The organism is Massilia aquatica, from assembly GCF_011682045.1.
In the GTDB taxonomy this organism is placed as follows: domain Bacteria; phylum Pseudomonadota; class Gammaproteobacteria; order Burkholderiales; family Burkholderiaceae_D; genus Telluria_A; species Telluria_A aquatica.
Window position 1 is genome coordinate 506,011 of record NZ_VVIW01000001.1, and the last position, 19,049, is coordinate 525,059.

Here is a 19,049-nt window from a genome sequence, read left to right on the forward strand (position 1 = left end):
CGGCGCTCAAAAAACGGCCGCCGCCTTTTGGTTCCTGCGCAAGCGCCGCCATACCTTGATCTTGCGGCTCGCCGTCTGCCTGACCCGGAATACGAAACTGCCCGCCAGCGCGCGTTCCACCTGGCGGATCATGCGCGCATCGTGCTCGCGGTCGACCGATACCGTTTGCGCCGCGCGCACCGCCGCCAGCATGCTGGCGCAGTCGCCGAACAGGCTCTCCATGAACACCGCCTTGATGGCGGCGCGCACGCGCCGCCCGCTTGCGCGCGGCAATTCGTACGAGTCCTTGACCACGCCGATAAAAAAATACCCGGCCGCGATATCGAAGTGGGTCTTCACCGACGCATCAACCCCACGCCGCTCCAGATGCTCGCGCGCGACCAGCAGCGCCCCCGCCAGGTCCAGGCACCACTTCTCGGAAATGAGCTTGGTGATGCTGGCCGGGTGCTGGCGGTAGTCGATGATCGGATGCGGCAGGTACAGCAGGCTGGCGCACTGGCTCAATAGCCGGGGTAGCGTGGACACGTCCTCGAATACGCGCCCGGGCGGGAACACGGGCGCTTCCAGCTGCTCGTACACGGCGCGCTTGAAGACCTTGGCCCACACATACATCTGGCGGTCGGCGAAAAACGTATTGAGGATGGTGGCCTGGTCGCGCAGCAGCGCATGCGGATAGCGCAGGCCGACCCGGTGCGATTTGTCTTCCTGATCCGGCACCCACACGCGGAAGTCGCAGGCGATGACGTCCGGATGGTGCGCGTCGATGGCCTGCTCGAGCGCCGCCAGCGAGCCGGCCAGCAGGCGGTCGTCGCTGTCGACGAACACGATGTACTCGCCGCGGGCAGCGGCCAGGCCCTGGTTGCGCGCCACCGCGATACCCTGGTTATCCTGCGCCAGCACCGTGCACGCCAGCTGCGGGCATGCCTCGAGCAGGGTGCGCACGCGCGCCAGGGTGGCGTCGCGCGAGCCGTCGTCGATGACGATCAGCTCATGGCGCGGCCCCATCTGGTCGAGCACCGATGCCAGGCAAGCCACGATGTAGTTCTGCACATTCCAGGCGGGGACGATGATGCTCAATAGCGGCTGCGGCGCCGCGGCGTGCATGCTCATGGATGCAGTCAGCGCGCCAGTCCGACCGGCGCGCGAATGATCTTGTCGACCTGGCTCTGGTACACCAGCTTGTCGTGATGCGCCGCCTGGTCGCGATTGCGCTCCTTGTGCCACAGGTGGAACACCTCGGTGGCGAAGGCGCCATCCTTGCGCCGCACGCCGGCGTTAAACAGGCGCACCACGAAATCGGCATCTTCATGACCCCAGCCGGAGAACGATTCGTCGAAACCGTTCACGCGCTCGATGTCGCTGCGCCAGGCGCTCATGTTGCAGGACTTGATGCGGCGCATGGTAAAACCGCGCCGCACCCGCCCCACGTCGGGCAGGCGGATCGCCAGCTGCAGGATCTTCTGGATATTCCCGGCGCGCCAGGCGCGCCACCACACATCCAGCCCCGCCTCGTGCAGGTCGCGCTGTTCGGCCAGGGCGGCGCGGGTAAATTCGGGACACAGCAGCACGCGGCTGCCGGTGATCATGCAGCCCGGCTGCGCCAGGCGCCGGTGGCTGGCCACGAAATCCTTGCGCGGCACGCAGTCGCCGTCGAGGAAGACTACGTAATCGCCGCGCGCGGCCAGCACGCCCTGATTGCGCGCGCGTGCCACGCGGAAGCCGTCGTCGGGCTGCCACACATGCACCAGGCGGCGCTGCGTGCCCGCCGCGATGCGTTCGACGCAATGGCGGGTCGCCTCGGTCGACCCATCGTCGGTGACGATGATCTCGAAATCCTCGTCATCCTGCGCCAGGCAGGCACGCAGCACCGCCTCCAGGGCATCGGGCCGGTTGTAGGTGGTGACGATCAGAGAAATGGTGTGCGGACGTGACAAGATGAACTCCCGGTGAAACGACATTCACTGCCAGCGGCAGCGCGCATCGCGTACATACCTATTATACGTCGCCGCCGCGCCGCGTCCAGCCTCTTGCGGGTGCAATGGCGGGCGGCGCGTCATGCCAGCCCGCGCAGTGCGCGCACGGTGCGCTCGGCGGCGCGCTGGCGCACCAGCGCGCGGTTGCTCGAGGCCTCGTCGCGCGCGTTCTCGCGGTGCCACAAATGAAACACTTCGGTGGCAAACGCGCCATCCTTGCGCTTGATGCCGGCATTATGCAGGCGCACCACGAAGTCGGCATCCTCGTGCCCCCAGCCCTCGAAGCTCTGGTCGAAGCCGTTGACGGTGTCGATGTCGCTGCGCCAGGCCGCCATGTTGCAGCCCTTGATGCGGCGCCAGCTGAAACGCTTTTGCACCCGTCCCAGGTCGGGCAGCTTGACCAGCAACTGCAGCACCTTGTTGAGGTGACCGCGCGCACGCAGGGCCAGTTTGTCGGCCAGTCCGAGCGCGTGCAGGTTGCGCTTGTCGGCCAGCACGCGCTGGGTAAAGGCGTCGTCGAGCAGGATGCGGCTGCCGGTGACCATGCAGCCCGCTTGCGCCAGCGCGCGGTGGCGCGCCACGAAATCGCGCTGCGGGATGCAGTCGCCGTCGAGCAGCACCATGTACTCGCCGCGCGAGGCCAGGATACCCTGGTTGCGCGCCATCGCCAGCCGGAAGCCCTGGTCCGGCTGCCACACATGAAGCAGGGGCACCGTCGCGCGCTGTTGCAGTCGCGCGACACAGGCACGGGTCGGTTCGCCCGAGCCGTCGTCGGCGATGATGATTTCGAACTGCCTGTCGCTCTGCGCAAAGCAGGCGTCCACCACCGCCTCGAGCGCGTCGGGGCGGTTGTAGGTGGCGATGACGATGGAGATGAGCGCGTCCGGGCGCATGCTCATGCTCATGGCGCCGCCGGACGCAGGGCGGGCTGCGCCTGATGGCGCGCACTCGCATACAGCGAGCCGGCCAGCAGCAGGAACCAGTAGGCTTCCGTCACATCCCACAGCAGGCTGTTGAACGAGGAACTGACCACGTAAATCACCCACAGCAGCACCAGCGCGTCGGCGTGGAAGGAACGCGTGCGCAGGGCGGGGCGCAGCAGGCTGGCGAGCATGGCGAAATACAGCAGCAGGCCGGGCACGCCAAGCTGGGCGGCGATGAGCAGGAATTCGCTGTGCGGCTGGTGGCGCGTGTGTCCGAGTTCATCCTCGGGCCAGTCGCGCAGCGCGGTCGGCGCATACACCTCGGCGAACGAACCGGTGCCCAGGCCCGCCAGCGGATGGGCGGCGACGATGCCGGTGCCGACCCGCAGATAACTCATGCGCAGGCCGTTGGGCGAGCGTTTCTGGTCGGTGCGCACCTCGGTGATCAGGTCGTCGGTGCGCTGCTTGAAGTTGTTCGAGCTGGCATAGAAGCCGACGAACAGCAGCACGATGGCGGCCAGGCCGAACGTGGTGCGTAGCGGCGTAAAGCGCACCCGCAGCAGGAACAGCACCACCATGCCGACGAACAGGGTGACGTAGCCGGTGCGGCCCTGGTTGAGGAAAATGATCGGTACGCTGAACAGGATTCCGGCTGCCACGCAGGCCACGCGCGCGCGCGTTCCCTGCACATAGGTCGCGCCCAGCAGGCAGGTCACCGTGGCAAAACTGAGCAGGATGCCGATCGTGATGTGATTCTTGAACGAGAACGAATCGGTGGCGGTGCCGATGCGCCACCAGCCTTCGGAGGAGGCGGGCATCAGGTCGTGCCAGACCAGGTAGTTCGAGCTGGCCAGCACCGCCGCGCCGCCGAAAAAGGCGGCCAGCGCGCGCGCCGGCATGCCTGGATCGCGCAGGCTGGTGGCCACCGCGATCGGCAGCACCAGCAGGCGCGCATATTTTTTCAGGGCCGAGCCGATATCGGCCGGCGGCCCGATCGACCAGCTGGCGCCAAGCGCCAGCAGCGCCAGCAAACCGATGGCCAGCAGCGCCGGCGGCGTGCGCAGCACGGCGCGCAGCGGCGCGCTGGTAGCGACGGCGGCGCCGAAACACAGCACGCAGCAGCCGGCAAACACATTGGTCAGCCAGGTGGAAAATGGTACGCAAAACAGCGCCAGCAAGAGCAGGTACTGGACCGCGCGCTCAAGCCTTGTAATCGGAAAACCGGGAGAATCTTGCATTGTAGCAATAGCCTTGTTAAGCGACCTTGGTCGTGCATGCCGCGCGGGCGGCGTGGCGATAGCGGGCGCCGGCCTCGCGGCGGCTGCCCCCCTAAAATTCGTTCGCCATTTTACAGTACCGTCCGCGCACGGCCTGTGGCAGGCGTATGCATGTGCCGACAGACGCCTGCGCGGGCGGATTTGGCAGGCCTGCGATGTAGTAGTGGCCGCACCCGGACCGCGTGTGCGAGAATGTCGAGCCTCTGGTACAGGCCGCGTCTTTACAATCGCGGCATGCCGCAACCGGACCAGGTTCGAATCCTGAACGCGAAAGAAAACGATGGAAAATAGTGTCATAGTCCGGCGCCTGCTGGCTATCGTCAAACCGTACCGTGCGCGCGCGCTGATGTCGCTGCTGGCCATGGCCGGCACCGCCGTCACCGAGCCGGCGCTCGGCTACGCGCTGCAACTGCTGATCGACAAAGGCTTCGGCCCGAACCGGGTCGCATTTTCCCTGTGGCTGGTGCCGCTGGTGCTGCTGTCGATCTTCATCGGGCGCGGCATCTTCACCTTCTCCACCGCGTACCTGAACAACTGGGTCATCAGCCGCGTGCTCAACGACCTGCGGCGCATGGTGTTCGACCGCCTGCTGCGCCTGCCCGTGGCGCGCTTTCACGAAGAATCGACCGGCAAGATCATCAACGTCGTCATCGGCGACGTGCGCCAGGTGGTCGACATGATCAACTCCGTGTTCGTGGCCTACGTGCGCGACTCGCTCGTCATCGTCGGGCTGCTGCTGATGCTGATGTGGACCAACTGGAAACTGACCCTGATCGCCCTGGTCGTCATGCCGGTCACCGCCGCCATCGTGCGCACCACCGCCAAGCGCATGCGCCGCCTGAGCCGCGACAACCAGCGCGTGACCGCCGAAATGACCCAGGTGGTCGAAGAAGCGGCGCGCGGGCACCAGGTGATCCGCGTGTTCGCCGGCGAGCGCTACGAGCGCGAACGCTTCGAGCAGCGCAGCGGCGCGCTGCTCGGCTTCTCGCAGCGCATCACGGTCGCCAGCGCCGCCACCGTGCCGATCACCCAGAGCGCCACCGCGCTGGCGGTGTCGGTGGTGATCGTGATCGCCATGAGCTCCGGCATGACCCAGGGAGAATTCATCAGTTTCATCACCATGATGCTGATGCTGCTGGCGCCCCTCAAATCCCTGGTCGGCGTGAACGGCCCGCTGCAGCGCGGCATGGCCGCCGCCGAAACCGTGTTCGCCATGATCGACACCCCGGTCGAAGCCGATCCGGGCCAGGTCGTGCTCGCGCGCGCGCGCGGCCACCTGCGCTTCGAGAACGTCCAGTTCCGCTACAGCGACAACAACCCGCTGGCGCTCAATGACGTCAGCCTGGAAGTACTGCCCGGGCAAACCGTGGCGCTGGTGGGCATGTCGGGCGGCGGCAAGTCGACGTTTGTGAACCTGGTCACGCGTTTTTATTCCCCGCAGGATGGGCGTATTTTGCTCGACGGCGTGCCGTATGAAGACATCACCCTGCCAAGCCTGCGCGCGCAGCTGGCCATGGTCAGCCAGAACGTGGTGCTGTTCGACGACACCCTGGGCGCCAACATCGCCTACGGCGCCGAGCGGGTCGACCCGGCGCGCCTGGCCGCGGCCATCAAGGCGGCCCACCTGGACGAGGTGGTGGCGGCCCTGCCGCAAGGCGTCGACACGCCGATCGGCGAAAACGGCATGCGCCTGTCGGGCGGCCAGCGCCAGCGCGTGGCGATCGCGCGCGCCATCTACAAGGATGCGCCGATCCTGATCCTGGACGAAGCCACCTCCGCCCTCGACAACGAATCCGAACGCGCGGTGCAGGGCGCGCTCGACACCCTGATGGCCGGGCGCACCACGCTCGTCATCGCGCACCGCCTCTCGACCATCGAACGGGCCGACCGCATCGTGGTGCTCGACCAGGGGCGGATCGTGGAAGCGGGCCGCCACGACGAACTGCTGGCGCAAGACGGCATGTACGCCAACCTGTACCGCCTGCAGTTCGCCAATAAGCCGGACAACAAGGCCGAAGCATGAACATGGGCCGCACCCTGGTCATCTCCCCCAACTGGATCGGCGACGCCGTCATGGCCCAGCCGCTGCTGCAACTGCTCAAGCGGCAACATCCGGAGCGCCCGATCGACGTGCTGGCGCCGCCCTCGGTGGCGCCGGCCTGGCGCGCCATGATCGAAGTCGACAGCGTGCTCGAAACCCCGTTCCGGCACGGCGCGCTGCAACTGCGCGAGCGCTGGCGCTACGCCAGGGTGCTGCGCGCGCGCGGCTATGTCGACGCCTACGTGCTGCCCAACACGATCAAGTACGCGCTCATTCCCTGGCTGGCGGGAATCGCGCGCCGGGTCGGCTACAAGGGCGAGATGCGCTATGGCTTGCTCAACGTGGTCCATCACGACGACAGCCCGAAGCGTGCGATGGTGCCGTTCTACGCGGCGCTGGCCGGCGCGCCCGATGCCGCGTCGTATGCAGCCCTGCGCACCGACGTGCCGCGCCCGGCCATGCGGGTCGGCCAGGAACAGATTGACGAGGTGCGCGCGCGCCACGGCATGGGCGGGGCGGGGCGGCTGGTGGTGTTTGCGCCGGGCGCCGAATTCGGCGCCGCCAAGCGCTGGCCGGCGCGCCACTTCGCCGCGCTGGCGCAATCGGTGCGCGAGCAGGACCCGGCGGCCCACATCGCCTTGCTTGGCTCGCCCAAGGACCGCGAAGCCTGCGCCGAGATCACGGCGATCACCGGCACTGTCGGCATCCACAACGTGGCCGGCGCCACCTCGCTCAGCGAAGCGATCGCGCTGATCGCCGGCGCGGCCGCCGTGGTGGCCAACGACTCCGGCCTGCTGCACATTGCCTCGGCCCTGAACCGGCCGGTGATTGCGCTGTACGGCCCGACCGACCCGGACCACGCGCCGCCGTTTTCCGACGTGGCCCGCTCGATCTCGCTGCGGCTGGCCTGTGCGCCGTGCCGCCAGCGCGAATGCCCGCTGGGCCACCACGACTGCATGGAAAAGCTCGACCCGGCCATGGTATGGCAGGAGCTGCGCCAGATGTAAGCCCGGGTGGGAGGTGAAATGTGGCGCGGGCAAGGGTATGATGTGACCTTGTTATCGTCAGTCAGCAGGGTTACTTTCAGGATTTATCCATGAACCATCCCGTCATTCCGATCGTGGCCCAGGCCAGCAGCCGCCAGCGCAAGCGCCAGGCGCCCAAGGGCCGGCGCGTCGACCCGCAGGCCCTGCTGGAAGTGCAGCGCCTCCTCGGCGCGCAGTCGCGCCAGCGCGACCTGCTCATCGAGCACCTGCATCACATCCAGGATGCCTTCGGCTGCCTGTCGCACGCCCACCTGGCCGCGCTGGCGCAGGAAATGAAGCTGGCCCAGGCCGAGGTCTATGAAGTCGCGACCTTCTATCATCACTTCGACGTGGTCCGCGAAGGCGCCAGCGCGCCGCCCCCATTGACGGTGCGCGTCTGCGACGGCCTGTCGTGCGAGATGGCCGGCGCGCGCGAGCTGCTCGAGCGCCTGCCCGCCATCCTGGGCGCAGACGTGCGCGTACTCGCCGCGCCCTGCATCGGCCGCTGCGAACAGGCGCCAGCCGCCGTGGTCGGCCAGCATCCGCTCGCCCACGCCAGCTGCGAGTCGGTGGCCGCCGCGGTGAGCCTGGGCCACACTACCCATGCGCCGAGCGGCTACATCGACTACGACAGCTACCGCGCCGCCGGTGGGTACGTGCTGGCGCGCGCGTGCCACGACGGCGGGCGCGATGCCGATACGCTGATCTCCACGATGGAGGAATCGAGCCTGCGCGGCCTTGGCGGCGCCGGTTTTCCGACCGGGCGAAAATGGCGCATCGTGCGCAACGAAGCCGGCCCGCGCCTGATGGCGATCAATATCGACGAGGGCGAGCCGGGTACCTTCAAGGACCGCTACTATCTCGAACGCGATCCGCACCGCTTCCTCGAAGGCGCGCTGGTGGCGGCCTGGGTGGCCGGCGTGGAGACCATCTATATCTACCTGCGCGACGAATACCACGGCTGCCGCGCCATGCTGCAGACCGAGCTGGCGCGCCTGCGCGCCGACCCGCCGTTGTCGCCCATGCCGGAACTGATCCTGCGCCGTGGCGCCGGCGCCTACATCTGCGGCGAAGAATCGGCGATGATCGAATCGATCGAGGGCAAACGCGGCATGCCGCGCCTGCGTCCTCCTTACGTGGCCCAGGCCGGCCTGTTCGGACTGCCGACCCTGCAGCACAACTTCGAAACCCTGCACTGGGTGCGCGCCATCTTTGAACATGGCGCCGGCTGGTTCAGCAGCCAGGGACGGCACGGCCGCAAGGGTCTGCGCTCGTTTTCGGTCTCGGGCCGGGTGCGCGAGCCGGGCGTCAAGCTGGCGCCCGCCGGGATCACGGTGCAGGAACTGATCGACGAATACTGCGGCGGCATGGCGCCCGGCCACCAGTTCTATGGCTACCTGCCGGGCGGCGCATCGGGCGGCATCCTGCCGGCCGCGTTGAACGCCATCCCGCTCGACTTCGACACCTTGCAGCCATACGGCTGCTTCATCGGTTCGGCCGCCGTGGTGGTGCTGTCGGACCAGGATTCGGCGGTGGCGGCGGCGCGCAACACGCTGCGCTTCTTCAAGGACGAATCGTGCGGCCAGTGCACGCCGTGCCGGGTCGGCACCGCCAAGGCGCTGGCGCTGATCGAGCAAGCGGCATGGGACACGCCGCTGCTGGCCGAGCTGTCGCAGGTGATGCGCGACGCCTCCATCTGCGGCCTCGGGCAAGCCGCGCCCAATCCGGTCGATTGCGTCGTCAAGTACTTTTCTCATGAATTGGGCAAGCCATGAATGCGATCAGCAGGAGCAAGCAAGCCGCCTTGCGGGGCACCCCGGTGGAGCTGGAAATCAACGGCCGGAAGGTAACCGCCTTTTCCCACGAAACCCTGATCGAGGTGGCCGCGCGCGAAGGCATCGAGATTGCGCGCCTGTGCTACAAGCCGGGTATGGACACGGCCGGCAACTGCCGCGCGTGCATGGTGGAGATCGACGGCGAGCGCGTGCTGGCGCCATCGTGCTGCCGCCATCCGGCCGCCGGCATGAAGGTCGCCACCAACAGCGCGCGCGCCGTGGCGGCGCAAAAAATGGTGCTCGAACTGCTGCAGTCCGACATGCCCGAACGCGCCTACACGCGCCACAACGAAGTCGATTTCTGGGCCCGCAAGCTGGCCCTCGGCCAGCCGCGCTTCGCCGCGCGCAGCCAGCCGGCGCGCGACGCTTCCCACGCGGCCATCACCGTCAATCTGGACGCCTGCATACAGTGCACGCGCTGCGTGCGCGCCTGCCGCGACGAGCAGGTCAACGACGTGATTGGCCTGGCCTGGCGCGGCGACCACGCAAAAATCGTCTTTGACATGGACGATGCGATGGGAGACTCCACCTGCGTCGGCTGCGGCGAATGCGTGCAGGCCTGCCCGACCGGCGCCTTGACCCCGGCGCGCGACGCCGCCCTGGCCGTGCCGGACAAGCAGGTCGATTCGGTCTGCCCGTACTGCGGCGTGGGCTGCCAGCTGACCTATAACATCAAAGACAACAAGATCGTCTTCGTCGAGGGGCGCGATGGCCCGGCCAACCGCGAACGCCTGTGCGTCAAGGGCCGCTACGGCTTCGATTACGCGCACCATCCGCAGCGCCTGACGGTGCCGCTGATCCGCCGCCTTGACGCGCCCAAGAGCGGCGAATTTTCCATGGACCCGGCGCGCGTGCTCGACGTGTTCCGCGAAGCGACCTGGGAAGAGGCGCTCGACGCCGCCGGCGGCGCGCTGGCGCGCATCCGCGACACCCACGGCAAGCGCGCGCTGGCCGGCTTCGGCTCGGCCAAGGGCAGCAACGAAGAAGCCTACCTGTTCCAGAAGCTGGTGCGCACAGGCTTCGGCAGCAACAACGTCGACCACTGCACGCGCCTGTGCCACGCATCGTCGGTGGCGGCGCTGCTGGAAGGAATCGGCTCGGGCGCGGTGTCGAACCCGGTGATGGACGTGACCCTGGCCGAGGTGGTGATCGTCATCGGCGCCAACCCGACCGTCAACCATCCGGTGGCGGCCACCTGGATCAAGAACGCGATCAGGAACGGCACCAGGCTGGTGGTGTGCGATCCGCGCCGCTCGGACCTCGCCCGCAGCGCGCACCGCTATCTGCAGTTCAAGCCCGATACCGACGTGGCCCTGCTCAACGCGATGATGCACACCATCGTGGCCGAAGGGCTGGTCGATAAGGACTTCATCGCCAGCCGCACCATCGGCTACGCGGAGCTGGAACAGAACGTGGCCGGCTACAGCCCGGAGCTGATGGCGCCCATCTGCGGCGTCGACGCCGACACCATCCGCTATGTGGCGCGCCTGTACGCCACGTCGAAAGCGTCGATGATCCTGTGGGGCATGGGCATTTCGCAGCACATCCACGGCACCGACAATGCGCGCTGCCTGATCGCGCTGGCGCTGATGACCGGCCAGATCGGCCGCCCCGGCACCGGCCTGCATCCGCTGCGCGGCCAGAACAATGTGCAGGGCGCGTCCGACGCGGGCCTGATCCCGATGATGTTCCCCGACTACCAGCGGGTCGACAATCCGCAGGCGCTGGCCAAATTCGAGCAGGCCTGGGGCATGCCGCTCGACTCCCGGCCCGGCCTGACGGTGGTCGAAATCATGCATGCGATTCCGCGCGGCGAAATTCGCGGCATGTACATCATGGGCGAAAACCCGGCCATGTCCGACCCCGACGCCAACCACGCGCGCGCGTCGCTGGCCGCGCTCGACCATCTGGTGGTGCAGGATATTTTCCTGACCGAGACCGCCTACCTGGCCGACGTGATTTTGCCGGCCAGCGCGTTTCCGGAAAAGACCGGCAGCTTCACCAACACCGACCGCCTGGTGCAGATCGGCCGCCAGGCCATCGACCCGCCCGGCCAGGCCAGGCAGGACCTCTGGATTATCCAGCAGATGGCGCAGCGCCTGGGCCTGGACTGGCAGTATGGGCACGTGTCGGAAGTGTTCGACGAGATGCGCCGCATCATGCCGAGCATCGGCGGCATCACCTGGGACAGGCTGGAACGCGAGCACGCCGTCACCTATCCGTGCACGAAGGAGGGCGATCCGGGCCAGCCGGTGGTGTTCACCGAGCAGTTCCCGCGCGAGTCCGGGCGCGCGCGCTTTGTGCCGGCCGATATCATCCCGGCCGACGAGCGCCCGGATAGCGCGTATCCGATGGTGCTCATCACCGGGCGCCAGCTCGAACACTGGCATACCGGCAGCATGACGCGCCGCACGGCGGTTCTGGACGCGATCGAGCCCGATCCGGTGGCGCTGGTGCATCCGCTCGACCTGGCGGCGCTGGGCGGCCAGCCGGGCGATGTGATCACCATCGCTTCGCGCCGTGGCGAAGTGGCGCTGTACGCGCGCGCCGACGACAGTTCGCCGCGCGGCGCGATCTTCGTGCCCTTCTGTTATTACGAAGCGGCCATCAACCGCCTCACCAACGCCGCGCTCGACCCGTTCGGGAAAATCCCCGAATTCAAATACTGCGCCATCCGGGTGGCGCTGGGCGGCGCGGTGCAGCCGCAGGGCAGCTTCGGCGGCGGCCAGGTGCTGGCAGGCGTGCTTGCCAAGGCAGCGCTTCCATGATAATGCCGCAACTGAGCGACGCCCGCGCCGCGCTCACCCACGAGGTGGAGGTGCTCGACGAACGCGCACGCCGCTCGACCATCGCCATTCCCGCCGAGCGGCCGCTCACGGTGTATGTGGACAAGCGCGAACTGGTGACCCTGATGACCCTCGGCGGCGCCCCCGAAGCGCTCACGCTCGGCTACCTGCGCAACCAGCGCCTGGTGACGTCGGTTACCGACATCGTCTCGGTGCAGGTCGACTGGTCGGTCGACGCGGTGGCCGTGCTCACGCGCGCCGGCATTGCCGATGTGGAGGCGCGCACCTCCAGGAAGGTGGTCACCACCGGCTGCGGCCAGGGCTCGGTGTTCGGTGCCCTGATGGACGATATCGACAAGATCGTGCTGCCTCCCGGCGCGCGCCTGGCGCAATCGACCGTGTACCGCATCGTCGACATCATCCGCACGCAGCAATCGATTTACAAGCAGGCCGGCTCGGTGCATGGCTGCGCGCTGTTTTCCAACGCGGGCGAGCTGCTGTATTTCGTGGAAGACGTGGGCCGCCACAACGCGGTCGACGCGATTGCCGGGCGCATGTGGCTCGATGGCGTGGCCGGCGGCGACAAGGTGTTCTACACGACCGGCCGCCTGACCTCCGAGATGGTGATCAAGGGCGCGCAGATGGGCATTCCGTTCCTGCTGTCGCGCTCCGGCACCACCCAGATGGGCCACATGGTGGCCGACAAGATCGGCATGGCGCTGCTGGCGCGCTGCAGCGGCAAGCACTTTTTGTTGCTGACCGGCCATGACCGCCTCGACTTCGAGCCGCTCGCGCCCTGATGCCGCTGCTTGACGCCACGCGCTCCGCCTTTGCGCTGCTGCTGTCGGGCGACGCCGCGCTGTGGGGCATCGTGTGGGTGTCGCTCAAGACCAGCGTGCTTGGCCTGCTGCTGGCGAGCGCGCCGGCGGTGCTGCTCGGGTATGCGATTGCCAGCTACCGCTTTCCCGGCCGCCGCATCGCAATCTGGCTGGTGCAGGCCAGCCTGTCGCTGCCGACGGTCTTGATTGGCCTGCTGCTGTATCTGCTGCTGTCGCGCCACGGACCATGGGGTTCGCTGCACTGGCTGTTTTCGCAGCCGGGCATCGTGCTCGGACAGTGCGTCATCGCCACGCCGGTGCTGGTGGCCTTTACCCTGGCGGCGGTGCAGGCGCTCGATCCGCGCTACGCCGAAACCGCCTTCGCCCTGGGCGCGTCGCGCTGGCGCACCATGTTGACGGTACTGCGCGAAGTGCGCTTTGGCGTGGTGGCGGCGCTGATCAGCGGCTTCGGGCGCGTGATTTCGGAAGTCGGCTGCGCGCTCATGGTGGGCGGGAATATCGCCGGGGAGACGCGCACCATCACCACCGCCATCGCGCTCGAAACGAGCAAGGGCGAGTTCGCGCAGGGCATCGCGCTCGGCATGGTGCTGGTGGCGCTGGCGCTGCTCATGAACGGCGCGCTGATGCTGCTGCAGGGCGACACGCGCGCCGCCGGAGCCGTCCAATGACGCTGCTGCGCATCGACCGGCTGCGCAAGGCGCATGGCGCGCGCGTGCTGTTCGACCTCGACGCCTTTGCGCTCGACGCCGGCCGCGCCTATGTGCTCACCGGGATCAACGGCGCCGGCAAGAGTACCCTGCTGCGCGTGCTGGCCGGACTGGAAGCGGGCGACGCGTCCGGCGTGACCTGGCAAGGGCAGGCCACGCCATGGTCGCCCTATCCGCCGGCGCTGCGCGCGGCGATCGTGTACGTGCACCAGCATCCGGTACTGTTTTCGACCAGCGTGGCGGACAACATCGGCTACGGCCTGCGCGCGCGCGGCGTGCCCCGTGCGCAGGCGGCGCAGGCGGTGGCGCAGGCCATGGCATGGGCGGGGGTCGGGCATCTGCAGGGCAGCGATCCGGCCCGCCTGTCGGGCGGCGAGGTGCAGCGCGTGGCGCTGGCGCGCGCCTGGGTGCTGCGGCCTTCCCTGCTGCTGCTCGACGAACCGAGCGCCAACCTTGATGGCGCCGCGCGCGAACAGGTCATATCGCTCATTCCGGCCTTGAGCGCCGCCGGCGGCACGGTGGTGATGGCCTGCCACGATCGTGACCTGATTGGCCTGCCCGGCGTGCAGCGCCTTAAACTTCGTGATGGAAGGATCGAAACCAAATGATCAAGCAAACCGGATTCGCCCTGTGGCTGTGCATCGCCTGCCCACTGGCCCTGGCGGGTGACCCGCCGCTGCGCCTGTCCACCACCACCAGCACCGATAATTCGGGTTTGCTGGCCTGGCTGCTGCCGCTGTTCGAGGCGAAGACCGGCACCAGGGTGCAGGTGCTTGCCGTGGGCAGCGGCAAGGCGCTGGAACTGGCGAAAAATGGCGATGTCGACGTCACCCTGGTGCATGCGCGCGCCGCCGAGGACCGCTTCGTGGCCGAGGGCCATGGGGTCAACCGGCGCGATGTGATGTACAACGACTTCGTGCTGGTGTGCCCGCCGTCCGACAAGGCCGGCATCAAGGGCGGGTCCGATATCGTCGCCGCCTTGCGCAAGCTGGCCGCGAGCGAGGTGCGCTTTGTTTCGCGCGGCGACAATTCCGGCACCGACCAGATGGAACAGAGCTATTGGAACATGGCCGGCGTGCGCCCGCCAGCGCCGCGCTATGTGTCGGCCGGGCTGGGCATGGCGCAGGTGCTGGCCATGGCGGCCGAGCTGCAAGCCTGCACCCTGACCGACCGCGCCACCTGGGCCACGGTCAAGGACAAGGCAGCGCTGGCGATCGTTGTACAAGGCGACCCGAGGATGTTCAACCCGTACGGTATCATCGCGGTCAATCCGGCGCGCCATCCGGGGATCAACGAGCGCGCTGCGCGCCAGCTGATCGACTGGATCACCTCCAGCGAAGGGCAGGCCCGCATCGCCGCCTTCCGCCCGCACGGGCAGCAACTGTTTTTTCCGTCGGCGCTGCCGGCGCGATGATGTAAAGCGAGACTCACATGGAAAAAATCATCCCGCACTTCGGCGCCATCGACCTGGCGGCGCCTTACCGGTATTACGAGGCAGACTACGACCTGGAGTCCGGCGGGCGCTGGGAAGAGATGGACTTGTCGCTGGCGCTGTACACAACGGCGCCTGGACAGGACGGCGCCTGCATGCGGCTCCCGGTGCGCGACCTCGACCCTGCGCTGCTCGACCGCGTCGCGCACTTCCTGGAGGAGATCGACAGCCATATCGAACGCAGCCGCGCCGCGTTGATCGCCGATTTCCATGACGGCGGGGTGGTGAGGAAGCAGTATATCGAGCATTTTCTGCTGACGCAGCCCGACCTGTTCGAGTATCGCCTGGAGCGCGCCGACCAGGCACTGCCGCTCGATGAGCGCCTGCTGTCGATGGTGCAAGTGAACCACATCAGCCTGCATCCGCTTCCCGATACACCGGATCTGTCGTTCGCCGTGTTCCGCTTCGGCCTCGACGATTATTACACCACGTCCGTGATCGCGGTCCAGCTGAACGACGACGGCAGCGTGCGCGCGCTGCGTATCGAGCACTGAGTGCAACAGCCTGCGCGCGCTGGCGATAAGGCCTATCATATCGCCCTGATGCGCCGCTGCGCTGCAAAGGGGAAGACGACGTGAGAGTTCTGCTGTTTGGCGCCACCGGCATGGTCGGGCAGGGCGTGCTGCGCGAATGCCTGCAGGCCGCCGATGTGGAGCAGGTGATCGCCATCGGCCGCGCCCCGAGCGGGCAGCGCCATCCCAAACTGCGCGACCTGGTGCACGCCGATCTGTTCAACTACGCCGCCGTCGCCACGCAGCTGGGCGACATCGACGCCTGCTTCTTTTGCATCGGCGTGACGTCATCGCGCATGAGCGAGGCGGACTACACGCGCGTGACGCACGACATGACCCTGGCGGCGGCCAATGCGCTGGTGGCGAACTATCCGCGCATGGTGTTCGTGTATGTGTCGGGCGCCGGCGCCGACAGCAGTGAAACCAGCGCCACCATGTGGGAGCGGGTGCGCGGCAAGACCGAGAACGCGCTGCTGGCGCTGCCGTTTCGCGGCGTGTATATCTTCCGCCCCGGGATGATCGAGCCGCTCGACGGCATCAAGTCCAGGACCCCCGCCTACCGCATTTTCTATGCGCTGATGAAGCCCGTGCTGCCGCTGCTGCGCGCCGCCATGCCGAAGCACGTGCTGACCACGCGCCAGATGGGGCAGGCCATGCTGGCGGTGGTGCGCAGCGGTGCGCGCAAGCGCGTGCTTGACAGCGCCGACATCGGACCGCTGGGCCGCAACGCCACGCGGCCGTAAGCCACCGATGGGCCGGCGTTACCACCACAGTGTGTATGTGATCGAGCTCTCAAAAGATGTGCTGTACGAGCCGCGCTTCAAGAAGTCCAACCCGGATTACGTCACCGGCAAACCGTGCGTGTACGTGGGCATGACGGGATTGAGCATCGACCTGCGCTTCGACAAGCACAAGGCCGGCATCCAGGCCAACAAGTTCGTGCAGAAGTACGGCCTGCGCCTGCTGCCGGACCTGTACGCGGTGTACAACCCGATGCCGTATGCGGGGGCGGCCGACATGGAAGTCGAACTGGGCATCGGGTTGCGCGAGGCCGGCTACGGCGTGTGGCAGGCCTGAGGGCCTGGCGCACGCTGGCGGCGGCGCCTGGCTTTCCGGCGCGATTGCATCCGGCTGATAAAATAGCAAGTTCTGGTCAATTGAGAAACATCATGGAAAAAATCATCCCCCACTTCGGCGCCATCAACCTGGCGTTGCCCGAGGAATACAACGAAGCGACGTATCTGGTCGATGGACGCGAAATCGACCTCTCGCTCGCTTTCTTCAACGCATTCCCCGGCGAGGATGGCATTACCGAGTTCTCGGCGGTCAAGGACCTCGATCCAGCCGTGCTCGACCGCGTCGCGGGTTTCATGGAGCAGCTCGACAGCAAGATCGCGCGCGCGCATGCCGCCTGCGTGGCCGACTTCCATGCCGGCGGCGTGGTCCGGGAAACGTATGTCGACCATCACCTGGAAGAGTTCTCGCCCGAGGAACTGGCAGCACTGATCGACGGCACCGACGCCGCGCTGCCGGTCGAGGAGCGCATGCTGGCCACCCTGCACCTGAGCCATGTGGGCCTGCATCCGATGCCGGACGACTCGGATGCCTCGTTCGCGATGTTCGACTTCACCTTCGGCGAAGACCTGACCAACTACGTGGTCGCGGTCAAGTTTGCTGAAGACGGCACGATCCAGGGCGTCGACGTCGAAAGCTGACGCGGCCGGGGCCGCGCGGCGGCTCAGGCAGCGCGCTGGCGCCGCCAGCGCGCCGCGCCCAGGCCGGCCGCGCCGATCGCCATCAGCGCCAGCGACAGCGGTTCCGGCACCGCATTGAGCGCCTTGATCGCAAACACGGTCTGGTCGGTCCAGATCAAGCCGCGGCTGTCGACCCCGTTGGCGCTGCGGTAGGTGTAGACGTATTCTTCGCCCGTGATGGTGGAGCTGGTGACCAGATAGGACACATCCGAGATCGACCAGGTGGTGGAGAACTTGAGCGGCCCGCCGATCCGGTAGCCGAAGCGCTCGATGCTGCATTTCCAGAAATACTGGTCGCCGACACCGCAACCGATGTAATCGTTCGAACCATTGTGTTTGAACGAAATCAGTTCTTCCTTTGCAAACAGGCCGTCGCCGTTATGGTCATCGGCGATAAAGCTGCCTGCGATCAAAGCCGCCGGATCGAACTGGTTGCTCACCTTGTCGTAAAACCCCGTATAGCTGAACTGGAACTCGATGGGGCCCGCCTGGGCTAGCGCGGCGCAACTTGCAAGCGCCGCCGCGCCGATCAATTTGAAGAACATGGCTACCTCCGCTGAGGATTGAACATATTCCCGGGGCCGACAGCGCACCGGGCCTGCCACGTGAAGGCCACGTGTGTGCGGATCGTATCAGGCGGACTCGTGCGCTCAGTAGCATATGCGCAACACATAACAGCGAGTTTGGCGAATTTTCAGGCGGATTTTGAACACCTTGGGCGCGGAAATGTCAACTATTAAGAATTGAATAAGTCATAATTTTAACGTTGGTAATTTTGCTATAATCGTAAAAGGCAATTTCGCCCTGCACATATAGAGATCATTATGGCAATTGACGTATACCTCCAAATCGAAGGCGTAAAAGGCGAGTCCGCCGATTCCACCCACAAGGACTGGATCGAGTGCGAGTCCGTCGCATGGGCTATTTCGCAGCCACGTTCGGCTACGTCGTCGACCGCCGGTGGTCACACCGCCGAGCGCGCTGAACTCTCCGAGATCAGCTTTGTCAAAATCGCCGACCTGGCTTCGCCAGTGCTGGCGCAACACTGCGCTTCGGGTAAAACCCTGGCAAAAGCGAAGTTCGAGTTCTTCCGCGCCGATGGCACGGGCGAGCGCGTGAAATACTACGAGATCGAACTGGACAATGTCCTGGTTGGTCACATCGCTCCGAGCGTCGGCGCTGGCAGCATCATGGCTGAAAGCGTTGCACTGAAATTCTCGAAAGTGAAGTGGAAATACACGCAACAAAAAATCGGTGGCGGCACTGGCGGCAATACGTCCGGTGGTTGGGACGCGGCGCTCAACAAGGTTGTCTGATCAAACGGCGGCCACTGGCCGCCGTGCGATGCACCATGAGCACACGCGGCTCATGGCGCAAACAAAAACGCTTGAGGGAGAGTTATCTTCCTCAAGCGTTTTTTTTAGCGGAGCCCTTCCGTGGCTGCGCGTTTCAAATCGGCGCACAGCGTTTTCAACTCGGGCCGGCACGATGATGTCGCCAGCACCTGGATTTTTTCCAGGTCCTCGCTATTCAAGGTTTGATTCAAATGAATCATGACAAAAGGCTTGAGGGCGCGATTCTTCTTGATCAGGTCCGCCAGCGTGGGCAGGGTGTCCCAATTGTCGACCAGCCGGCGCGCTATCGCTTCTGAAAAGCCGTCGGAAATGCTGCCGTCGTCGCATTGGGCGTATCGCCTGTGTCCCTGGTCGATCTTTTCCCAGCTACTGAGATGATCCAGCACCGCCTGCGCGGCGTCGGCGTCCGCCCGGGTGCATCGTTTTTTCGCGTGGGCGGCGGGACTGAGGAAAGCGCACAACAGCAGTGCGGCGCTGATTTTCAAGGCGGTTTTATGCATGTGGAGGCCTGTTGCGGCGTGTTGTGTGCG

The 19,049-nt window shown here is 66.4% G+C and carries 19 protein-coding genes; 13 read left to right on the forward strand and 6 right to left on the reverse strand.

The window, feature by feature from the left end:
- Nucleotides 1-6: 6 nt before the first annotated feature.
- The 4 genes from F1609_RS02285 to F1609_RS02300 form a co-directional block, all read right to left on the reverse strand.
- On the reverse strand, nucleotides 7-1,110 hold the full coding sequence (locus F1609_RS02285) for a glycosyltransferase family 2 protein (RefSeq protein ID WP_167074238.1): 1,104 nt from the start codon (nucleotides 1,108-1,110) through the stop codon (nucleotides 7-9).
- Between the two features lie 8 nt (nucleotides 1,111-1,118).
- On the reverse strand, nucleotides 1,119-1,934 hold the full coding sequence (locus F1609_RS02290) for a glycosyltransferase family 2 protein (RefSeq protein WP_229421563.1): 816 nt from the start codon (nucleotides 1,932-1,934) through the stop codon (nucleotides 1,119-1,121).
- A 119-nt stretch (nucleotides 1,935-2,053) separates the two neighbouring features.
- Nucleotides 2,054-2,878, reverse strand: a complete 825-nt coding sequence (locus F1609_RS02295) for a glycosyltransferase family 2 protein (protein ID WP_229421565.1) — start codon at nucleotides 2,876-2,878, stop codon at nucleotides 2,054-2,056.
- Nucleotides 2,875-4,134: an O-antigen ligase family protein gene (locus F1609_RS02300; protein WP_167074242.1), complete on the reverse strand. Its 1,260-nt coding sequence runs from the start codon at nucleotides 4,132-4,134 to the stop codon at nucleotides 2,875-2,877. Before F1609_RS02300 ends, F1609_RS02295 begins: the two co-directional genes overlap by 4 nt.
- 319 nt (nucleotides 4,135-4,453) lie before the next feature.
- Between F1609_RS02300 and msbA the strand changes: the two genes are divergently transcribed.
- From msbA to F1609_RS02360, 12 genes are all read left to right on the forward strand, one after another.
- The gene (gene msbA / locus F1609_RS02305; protein ID WP_167074244.1) at nucleotides 4,454-6,196 is read left to right on the forward strand and encodes a lipid A export permease/ATP-binding protein MsbA; all 1,743 of its coding nucleotides are present in this window, start codon (nucleotides 4,454-4,456) and stop codon (nucleotides 6,194-6,196) included.
- A gap of 2 nt (nucleotides 6,197-6,198) precedes the next feature.
- Nucleotides 6,199-7,221 carry a lipopolysaccharide heptosyltransferase II gene (gene waaF, locus F1609_RS02310; protein ID WP_167074554.1) on the forward strand — a complete coding sequence of 341 codons (1,023 nt, stop codon included), beginning with the start codon at nucleotides 6,199-6,201 and terminating at the stop codon, nucleotides 7,219-7,221.
- 89 nt (nucleotides 7,222-7,310) lie between these two features.
- A complete protein-coding gene (locus F1609_RS02315; RefSeq protein WP_167074246.1) occupies nucleotides 7,311-9,014 on the forward strand; it encodes an NAD(P)H-dependent oxidoreductase subunit E in 1,704 nt (567 codons plus the stop codon).
- Nucleotides 9,011-11,842, forward strand: a complete 2,832-nt coding sequence (gene fdhF, locus F1609_RS02320) for a formate dehydrogenase subunit alpha (protein WP_167074248.1) — start codon at nucleotides 9,011-9,013, stop codon at nucleotides 11,840-11,842. Before F1609_RS02315 ends, fdhF begins: the two co-directional genes overlap by 4 nt.
- Nucleotides 11,839-12,660, forward strand: coding sequence for a formate dehydrogenase accessory sulfurtransferase FdhD (locus F1609_RS02325; protein ID WP_167074250.1), 822 nt, complete (start codon nucleotides 11,839-11,841; stop codon nucleotides 12,658-12,660). The genes fdhF and F1609_RS02325 overlap by 4 nt, the downstream gene beginning before the upstream one ends.
- Nucleotides 12,660-13,367 carry an ABC transporter permease gene (locus tag F1609_RS02330; protein ID WP_167074252.1) on the forward strand — a complete coding sequence of 236 codons (708 nt, stop codon included), beginning with the start codon at nucleotides 12,660-12,662 and terminating at the stop codon, nucleotides 13,365-13,367. Before F1609_RS02325 ends, F1609_RS02330 begins: the two co-directional genes overlap by 1 nt.
- Nucleotides 13,364-14,014 (forward strand): ABC transporter ATP-binding protein, encoded by a 651-nt coding sequence (locus tag F1609_RS02335; protein WP_167074254.1) that lies wholly within the window; start codon nucleotides 13,364-13,366, stop codon nucleotides 14,012-14,014. The genes F1609_RS02330 and F1609_RS02335 overlap by 4 nt, the downstream gene beginning before the upstream one ends.
- Nucleotides 14,011-14,820 (forward strand): ABC transporter substrate-binding protein, encoded by an 810-nt coding sequence (locus F1609_RS02340; protein WP_167074256.1) that lies wholly within the window; start codon nucleotides 14,011-14,013, stop codon nucleotides 14,818-14,820. The genes F1609_RS02335 and F1609_RS02340 overlap by 4 nt, the downstream gene beginning before the upstream one ends.
- Before the next feature lie 17 nt (nucleotides 14,821-14,837).
- Nucleotides 14,838-15,392: a DUF2004 domain-containing protein gene (locus tag F1609_RS02345; protein WP_167074257.1), complete on the forward strand. Its 555-nt coding sequence runs from the start codon at nucleotides 14,838-14,840 to the stop codon at nucleotides 15,390-15,392.
- Between the two features lie 80 nt (nucleotides 15,393-15,472).
- Nucleotides 15,473-16,153: an NAD(P)H-binding protein gene (locus F1609_RS02350; protein WP_167074259.1), complete on the forward strand. Its 681-nt coding sequence runs from the start codon at nucleotides 15,473-15,475 to the stop codon at nucleotides 16,151-16,153.
- Nucleotides 16,154-16,160: 7 nt separating this feature from the next.
- Nucleotides 16,161-16,487, forward strand: coding sequence for a hypothetical protein (locus F1609_RS02355; protein WP_167074261.1), 327 nt, complete (start codon nucleotides 16,161-16,163; stop codon nucleotides 16,485-16,487).
- Nucleotides 16,488-16,579: 92 nt separating this feature from the next.
- Nucleotides 16,580-17,125, forward strand: coding sequence for a DUF2004 domain-containing protein (locus F1609_RS02360; RefSeq protein WP_167074263.1), 546 nt, complete (start codon nucleotides 16,580-16,582; stop codon nucleotides 17,123-17,125).
- 23 nt (nucleotides 17,126-17,148) lie between these two features.
- On the opposite strand, the gene F1609_RS02365 is transcribed toward F1609_RS02360, so the two are convergent.
- Entirely contained in the window at nucleotides 17,149-17,709 is a 561-nt protein-coding gene (locus F1609_RS02365) for a PEP-CTERM sorting domain-containing protein (protein WP_167074265.1), read from the reverse strand.
- A 279-nt stretch (nucleotides 17,710-17,988) separates the two neighbouring features.
- On the opposite strand from F1609_RS02365, the gene F1609_RS02370 reads away from it, so the two are divergent.
- The gene (locus F1609_RS02370) at nucleotides 17,989-18,480 is read left to right on the forward strand and encodes an Hcp family type VI secretion system effector (protein ID WP_167074267.1); all 492 of its coding nucleotides are present in this window, start codon (nucleotides 17,989-17,991) and stop codon (nucleotides 18,478-18,480) included.
- Nucleotides 18,481-18,584: 104 nt separating this feature from the next.
- On the opposite strand, the gene F1609_RS02375 is transcribed toward F1609_RS02370, so the two are convergent.
- Nucleotides 18,585-19,019, reverse strand: coding sequence for a hypothetical protein (locus tag F1609_RS02375; RefSeq protein ID WP_167074269.1), 435 nt, complete (start codon nucleotides 19,017-19,019; stop codon nucleotides 18,585-18,587).
- Nucleotides 19,020-19,049: the final 30 nt, after the last annotated feature.

What these genes read in the sequence shown, in the direction of transcription:
- F1609_RS02285 (WP_167074238.1), bottom strand. Translation starts at nt 1,110, where the DNA reads ATGAGCATGCACGCCGCGGCGCCGCAGCCGCTATTGAGCATCATCGTC.
- F1609_RS02295 (WP_229421565.1), bottom strand. Translation starts at nt 2,878, where the DNA reads ATGAGCATGAGCATGCGCCCGGACGCGCTCATCTCCATCGTCATCGCC.
- F1609_RS02300 (WP_167074242.1), bottom strand. Translation starts at nt 4,134, where the DNA reads ATGCAAGATTCTCCCGGTTTTCCGATTACAAGGCTTGAGCGCGCGGTC.
- msbA (WP_167074244.1), top strand. Translation starts at nt 4,454, where the DNA reads ATGGAAAATAGTGTCATAGTCCGGCGCCTGCTGGCTATCGTCAAACCG.
- waaF (WP_167074554.1), top strand. Translation starts at nt 6,199, where the DNA reads ATGGGCCGCACCCTGGTCATCTCCCCCAACTGGATCGGCGACGCCGTC.
- F1609_RS02315 (WP_167074246.1), top strand. Translation starts at nt 7,311, where the DNA reads ATGAACCATCCCGTCATTCCGATCGTGGCCCAGGCCAGCAGCCGCCAG.
- fdhF (WP_167074248.1), top strand. Translation starts at nt 9,011, where the DNA reads ATGAATGCGATCAGCAGGAGCAAGCAAGCCGCCTTGCGGGGCACCCCG.
- F1609_RS02325 (WP_167074250.1), top strand. Translation starts at nt 11,839, where the DNA reads ATGATAATGCCGCAACTGAGCGACGCCCGCGCCGCGCTCACCCACGAG.
- F1609_RS02330 (WP_167074252.1), top strand. Translation starts at nt 12,660, where the DNA reads ATGCCGCTGCTTGACGCCACGCGCTCCGCCTTTGCGCTGCTGCTGTCG.
- F1609_RS02335 (WP_167074254.1), top strand. Translation starts at nt 13,364, where the DNA reads ATGACGCTGCTGCGCATCGACCGGCTGCGCAAGGCGCATGGCGCGCGC.
- F1609_RS02340 (WP_167074256.1), top strand. Translation starts at nt 14,011, where the DNA reads ATGATCAAGCAAACCGGATTCGCCCTGTGGCTGTGCATCGCCTGCCCA.
- F1609_RS02345 (WP_167074257.1), top strand. Translation starts at nt 14,838, where the DNA reads ATGGAAAAAATCATCCCGCACTTCGGCGCCATCGACCTGGCGGCGCCT.
- F1609_RS02355 (WP_167074261.1), top strand. Translation starts at nt 16,161, where the DNA reads ATGGGCCGGCGTTACCACCACAGTGTGTATGTGATCGAGCTCTCAAAA.
- F1609_RS02360 (WP_167074263.1), top strand. Translation starts at nt 16,580, where the DNA reads ATGGAAAAAATCATCCCCCACTTCGGCGCCATCAACCTGGCGTTGCCC.
- F1609_RS02365 (WP_167074265.1), bottom strand. Translation starts at nt 17,709, where the DNA reads ATGTTCTTCAAATTGATCGGCGCGGCGGCGCTTGCAAGTTGCGCCGCG.
- F1609_RS02370 (WP_167074267.1), top strand. Translation starts at nt 17,989, where the DNA reads ATGGCAATTGACGTATACCTCCAAATCGAAGGCGTAAAAGGCGAGTCC.
- F1609_RS02375 (WP_167074269.1), bottom strand. Translation starts at nt 19,019, where the DNA reads ATGCATAAAACCGCCTTGAAAATCAGCGCCGCACTGCTGTTGTGCGCT.